The sequence below is a fragment of the Succinimonas amylolytica DSM 2873 genome, from assembly GCF_000378405.1.
GTDB lineage: Bacteria > Pseudomonadota > Gammaproteobacteria > Enterobacterales > Succinivibrionaceae > Succinimonas > Succinimonas amylolytica.
This window is the reverse complement of sequence record NZ_KB899636.1, coordinates 1,564,141-1,571,101: the sequence shown is the minus strand read 5'-3', so window position 1 is coordinate 1,571,101 and position 6,961 is coordinate 1,564,141. Positions and strand designations below refer to the sequence as shown.

2 protein-coding genes are annotated in these 6,961 nt (G+C 50.9%); one reads left to right on the top strand and one right to left on the bottom strand.

The features are described 5' to 3' along the window. Positions 1–356: 356 nt before the first annotated feature. The gene (locus tag F557_RS21105) at positions 357–4,985 is read right to left on the bottom strand and encodes a PKD domain-containing protein (protein ID WP_019001522.1); all 4,629 of its coding nucleotides are present in this window, start codon (positions 4,983–4,985) and stop codon (positions 357–359) included. Positions 4,986–5,447: 462 nt separating this feature from the next. Between F557_RS21105 and F557_RS0106945 the strand changes: the two genes are divergently transcribed. Then, on the top strand, positions 5,448–6,719 hold the full coding sequence (locus tag F557_RS0106945) for an AAA family ATPase (RefSeq protein WP_019001520.1): 1,272 nt from the start codon (positions 5,448–5,450) through the stop codon (positions 6,717–6,719). Positions 6,720–6,961: the final 242 nt, after the last annotated feature.

Here is a 6,961-nt window from a genome sequence, read left to right as displayed (position 1 = left end):
TAATGAGCTGACAGGATCTCCTCGGGTAAGCCCTACATCTTTCCTCCCACCACTGCCACCTTTACATTCAGAGTTTCCGTCTGGCTATCGGACTTCGAGTTATTTTGCACTCTTATCCACTCTGGCTGCCTGAAGTGATTCCTGTACGTCAGTTCGGGATTTCACTATTGCTTCTTTCAGCTATTACATTACTGTAACCACCTTGCAATTCGCTAACACTTACCACCAGCGGTCGTGTTCGGGACTTTCACCCTACAGATATAGAACATGCCGAGCACACAAAAAAGGCAGATCACTCTGCCTTTTCACACTTACTCACAAATCCGGAAAACGGACTCTGAGAAACAAGATCCGGATTACTTCAGGAACTTGCCCTTCATAGCCGGAACCGTACCGGAGAAGTTCTTAACCAGAACACGGGCCGAGTATGCCGGGATTGATCCCAGATCCACACTGCCGCCGCTCACGGTGTACTTGGTACCGGTAACCAGATCGGTGTAGCTGCCGTCAGTAGCTCCCTCAACACGTACGGAGCTTCCGCTGCTGCCGGTCATGGCTACAATGGCGTTTTCGGATTCATAGATACGCTCGAATACCATCGGATCACCGCCGTTCAGGATCTTCATGCTGCCGCGTCTCATGGCAATGGAAGCCTTTCTGATAGCATTAAGATCGGCCATGTGAGCCACAATGCCGTGCTTGTCCTTGCCGGGACCAATATCGTCACCAACGTAAAGACGGCCGGTTTCGCCCACGAGGTCATTGTTTCCGGAAAGATCCGGATTCAACCCGGCACGGAGATTGTTCTCATCGCCAGCGTACATTACCGGAATGCCGCGGAAGAACCAGAGAACATTCATGCCGAGAGCCATCTGAGCCGGATCATCACAGCACATTCTGGCACCGGAACCGGACCAGGTATTGTCGTTAGCAAGGTCATGGTTCTGGAAGAAGGTTACCAGCTTGGTAGGATCCGCATACTTGGCATCAAAACTATTGATCGGTTCTGCAAGAGCGCCCAAAGAACCGCCCCGCACCGAGTTACGGAACTGGCTCATCAGCGGGAAATCGAGAGCGCTGATGCCGGAATCTCCGGAAGGAGCCTCAGCAGGACCGCTGGTTCTGGTGTAGAACCACGGATGAAGCTGATTCGGAGTATTATCGCCATAGCCCTTGATGAGAGCCTCGCCGAATACGAAGAGATTCTTCTTGTAGGCTCTCCAGACATCAGTCATGGCCTTAAGATCCTCTCTTGGCATATGCTTCATGGTATCCATGCGGATAGCATCCACCCCCATGTCCAGATACATCTTCATCATGGAGTTCATGTAATCCTGAACAATCTTGTCCTCGGTCTTGAGATCCACGCAGTCACCGGCCATGCTGCGGAGCTGTACCTCATCCACGGATTCCCAGTTGTTGGTATAGCCAACGTGGTACCACTTCTCAGGCAGGTAGTTCTGTATTGCCGGATTCCAGAAGTATTTGTCAGGGATACTCTTATCAGTAATGGCATCCCCGGTCACACTGACATCGCCATCTGCAAAATGCACGGTAAAGGTAGCCTCGGCATTAGGATCACCGGCGCAGAGGCTCCTGTGCCAGGCCGGCGCTACCGGGTTATCATTATCGCAGCGATTAATGGATTTATAGTCGCCGATATTCTTCTGATAAACCCCCATATCAATGCCGTTCTTGCCGTACTTCTGATCGATATAGTACTTGGTCGGAATCTTCTCAATCCAGGCCTGACCGCGGATACCGTAGTTGGAGGAGTGATTGACCACCACGTCCTGAACCACCTTGATCCCCTTGGCATGAGCCGCCTTGATGAAATCAAAATAGGTGGCTCCCGGGCTTTCCAGACGGAGATCCGGCTGGAACCAGTCATAGGCATGGTATCCATGATAGTCAAGACCGGAGCGATTCTCTACCGGCGGCGTGATCCAGATAGCGGTAAAGCCCATGGACTTAATGTAATCCAGAGATTCAATAAGTCCCTTAAAGTCGCCTCTCCAGCTCGGATCAGTGGCATCATAGCGGTCTCTGTCATAGTAGTTGTTGCTTTCATCGCCGTCCTTGTAACGGGCGGTAACTACAAAGTAAATGGTTTCATCGCGGAAATCAGTAGCATCGAGAACTGTGCCGCTCTTCTTGATAAACCAGAAGAAGTGCTGCTCCTGCTTCATGCCGTTTGCGCCGACAGAAAGGGTACGGAGTCTGTAGGCAGTGCCAAGGCCGTCAGTGGAGGTATCCTTGAGGGAAATCGGGCCGGTATACTTCGTGGATGACTCGGTAGGCTCAGTATTGTCGAGCGTATAGTAAATGGTTCCGCCTGTAGACTTAAAGTCAGCATCCTGAAGTCCGAGGGTAACCTTCTTATCCTCATGGTAGCTGCCCGGAGCCAGATCTGCGGTCACATAGGGAGCGGAAGGCACTCTGACATCGGAAGAGGCAATGGTAGTGGCGTAATCCATGGAATACCACTCAATGTCACCGATAACAGTGCCAGGGGAGCTTTCGTGGCCGCCGTTATCGCCGCCGTTATCGCCGCCATTATCGCCGCCGTTATCGCCGCCGTTATCGCCGCCGTTGTCACCGCCACTGGGGATATCGGCACCGCCCTCCACAGCTTCTTCAGAGGAACTGCCGCCTTCAGAAGAAAGAACACAGTCGGCCTGAACAGTCCACTTGCCGTCGGCATAGCATCCGGACACCGGAGCATTGGTCAGATCGTCAGTGAGCTTTTCACCGCCCTTCAGGAAGATAACATTAACGGTCTCGGCAGTGATTGCAGAGGTATCATAGAAGGCCCAGTCAGAGCTTTCGGCAGCTCTGGTCATGGCAGCCCCCGGCCATTTTCCGGCAAACAAATCGGAACCATTCCAAAGATAAATGCCGTCGGCATCGCCTTTATAGTAAATACCCTTGGACTGCGGCTTAACAGTCTGTCCCTGTACCGCAAGAACGACATCATAGGACTTTTGGGATTCTGCCTTGCCGTCGGAAACCGTAAGAGTAATCTTCTTGGAACCGCCCTCGGCATAGGTTACCGTAGCTGTGGCTCCGGTAGCGGTCTTCCCGTCTCCCAGAGACCAGCTGTAGGTAAGCGGATCCTTGTCAGCATCACTTGCCACTGCGGTAAGAGTGCCGGTAAGTCCCTTGAAGGCATAATGGAAGTCGGCTTTGGGAGGAGTATTTGTCCCGCCGCCATTGTCTCCGCCGCCGTTATCGCCGGAAGCCTTGATGGAAACCTTGTCGCTGTGCACGGTCTCGGACTTGCCGTCAGAAACCTTTAACGTTACAGTATAGGTTTCGGTCTTGTCGGCATAGGTATGAACCGGATTCTTTTCAGTGGAAGTTCCGTTGTCACCAAAGGACCAGGCATACGACAGATCATCGCCGTCGGCATCAGATGAGGAATTGGTGAAGGTAACCTTGGTGCCTTCCGTCTTGCTGGTAAATTTGGCAGTCGGAGGGGTGTTCTTCTTATTCTCTACCTTGAAGGACACTTTCTTCTTGGCCACATCAATGCCGTCGGATGCTTCAAGAATGACATAGACATCACCGGCTGCCGCAAAAGTATGGGTGGCATCCTTTGACTGCAGAACGGTACCGTCGGAAAGAATCCATCTGAAGCTCAGCACATCGTCGCTGTCGCTGTCCGTGGACTTGTTGGAAAGCGTTACTGTAAGTCCGGACACACTGTATTCAAAATCAGCCACCGGAGCATTGTTGGTGGAACCGGCTTCAGATATCACCACCTGTACTGTGGAAGGATCACTCTGCGCACCGTTCTTGTCTGCCACGGTCAGCACCACATTGTACGTTCCGGGAGCAGCATAGGTATGGCTGGGATTCATCTCCTCGGAAGTAGCCCCGTCACCGAATTCCCACCGGTATGCGGTTACCGAACCTGCGGCATTGTTGGTAAAGCCTACGGTGCGGCTTGCCTTGTCAACTTCATAGGTAAAGGCCGCCTTCAGCGCCTGAGTGCACTTATCAGCCGCAACCGTTATTTTGCGGGTTAGTACTGAGGAAGTCTTGCCATCAGATACCGTAAGCTCCACGGTGTACTCACCGGTGCCCGCATAGGTATGAGATACTGTGGCGCCCTTTTCTTCAGGAGTCTGATCCCCGAAATTCCAGGTATAGGTTAAAGTATCACCATCTTCATCCTGGGCGGTTCCGGTAAAGGTAACTCCCTTGCAGGAGGTGTCAGCACTGGCAATGGAAAGGGAAGCCGGAGCGTGATTGCTGCCAATGTCGATATCCTCAAGGTGATCAAAACCGGAATTGGTCTTGAAGGAGGTGATAATGGCATCGTCGTTAAGGCCCCGGTCCAAAGCTGCGGCAATGCTGGAAACCGCTCCCGGATACTGCTTGACGCTGTTACCGGAGAAAGCCTCACCCTTGGCATTGAGCGCTCTCAGGAATACCAGTCCCGGAGCGTTTTTCTTGACTATGCCCTGATAATCACCGGCGCTGCCGCCGAGCTCCTTGACAATCTGGCTAAGGCTTTCCTCATAGGAAGACAGCCAGAACTCATTTTTGTAGACATAAATCATGTCGGAAAGCGGATTCAGATAGGAAAACCCGCTCTTGGCAGTTCCGTTAAGAGCATCCGCAGAAAAGAAACCGTGATATACGGTACCGTCGGCATTTTCAGTAAGGAACGCATGCTCCGAAATATCTGCAACTTCCCCAAGATTAAGAGATGCCCGCCCTGAAGCATCAGTGGAGGTAACAAATTCCCCGTCCCCGCACTGGCTGTCGTCATTAAGGTCATAGCATACCTTGCTTCCGGCAAGGTACTCAGCGCCCGACCCCTGGACCAGGACATTGATGGAATAAGGCGAGGCGTCGGGCGCCGGCGGCTCACAGCAGTTCGGCACCTTCTCGTCTCCGCCGCCGCCGCCACCGCCGCAGGCAGCAAGCCCCAGACTCATTAATACAGCAAAGGAAAGCTTTTTGTACTTAAGCATATACTGAATACCTTTTATTTATAAACATTCAATGCAGGCTGTCAGGGTCAGGGACTCTGGACAGAATCTTTAAAAGGAACAGCTGTTCAGAGAAACCAGCACAGGTGTTCAATTGTTAGAAAATTGTTAATAATTATTGTGCATTTTTATATGAAAAGGTCTTCAATGCAAGATCACAATTCAATATTTGTGTGATCTGTTTCTATTTTCTGGAGAATAACCGGATTTTCTGAAAACTTCCGGCAGCCAGAATCCCCGGGAATCGAAAACAGAAAATAAACGGACGATTTTTAAAAACTGTGGCATAGACTGAAAAAATACCGCCATTTCATAGCGGAAGCCGAAGTTTTGTGAGATGCTTGAAGAAATGACAGATAACAGGAACGAGGAACGTCATATCCGCCGGCACCGAAATGCCGGAATCTTTCCTTTGGCCAGAAATCTCAGATCAGGAGATTCAGCATGACAGAATTCAGCCTGCCCGTGAGGCGTATTATTCCCGATCCTTCGGTTCATGAGGAGGGAGTGCTCCCCCGGGGAGTTCCTATAGGATCGACCGGAGTGCTGGCGCTTACCGAACGCCAGTCCTACCGTGCCTTAAAGTATACCTGCCTCATGGAGCTGGAGCATTCCACCTCCGCCAACAATGTGCTGCACAGACCCGGAGGTATGGGAACCACTACCTTTCTTTCGATTCTCCGCGCCTACTACGATATTGCCTATAGCCAGATTTTTGAAAGGGTGTTTCCGGTAAGCATTACCCGGAAGGATTTTCCCAACCACAGTGCCTTCGCCATTCTGGACTTTGATTTCTCCGATATCTGGTTCATGTCCTTTCCGCAGATAATATCGGGATCTCTTGCGGCATTTGCAGCCAAATACGGTATGACAGACTATGTCCCCGCCGGAGACAGCATCGCCGTTATGCTTCAGGATTTTCTTATTGCCTACCGAAAAAGTCGGATCAGTCTTCCGATCTATGTAATTGTCGAAAACTACGATACCTTCTCCTATGCGGATCCCTTCGGGAAATCACCCGGCAGCAGAATCTCCCCGGACATGTACCGCATATTCTTCACCATGCTGCAAAGAGCGGAAAATCTGGGGAGCATTGCCCGAATCTTTGTTTCCGGCATTATTCCGGTGTGCAATACCTTTGCCAGTCAGGGCATTAACTTCAACTTCCGGGATATCTCCTTCGCCAGTGAATTTGCCGGAATTGTCGGCTTTACCGAAAAGGACGTGGAAATTCTGGTCAAGGAAATATTCATGTCGGACAGAAAGCAGGATATCAGCTGCTCCCCCGAGGAATTCGCCGACACCCTGGTGGGACAGCTGGACGGCTACAGCTTCAGCCCCGATACCAGCATAAGAATTATCAGCCCCCACACCGTGCTGCAATGTCTGAACCTTTTATTTACCAATGTTCAGAACTCATTTTCCGATGTGAAGAACAGCCGACTGGCAAGGCTGCTGAATGCCGTAAAGACAGACTACAGCATCAACATCACCCGCATCGACCAGGATCTTCGGAAAAACGGTTTCTGCTACTCGGGAAACAACTTCAATATGGGGTATGAAATCGAAAACCAGAAGTTCATCGAGCTTATGTACTTTGCCGGGATCCTCACCATCCGGGATGTGGAAAACGAGTACGGCAAATCATCTGTAATCAACCTGAGACTGGCAAACGCCTACGTAACAGAGCTCTGGCAGAATGCCGCAGGAGTCTGAAATCTCAGCTTTTTGCTCTTTGAAGCCTTGCTGACACCGGTTTGACACCTGATTCCGGCACTTTCACTGCTGCCAGAACCGGAAAATCCCTCCGCAAGTTATATCTTTATCCGGTTTTGCAACATTATCTTTTACCAAATATGGGAATATCTCATAAAATATTATCCGTTATTTATCAGGAGAAAGCGGTTTCGCAACAGACAGCACCTCCCCTTTTTGAAAAATCATCCCTGTCAGCCTGA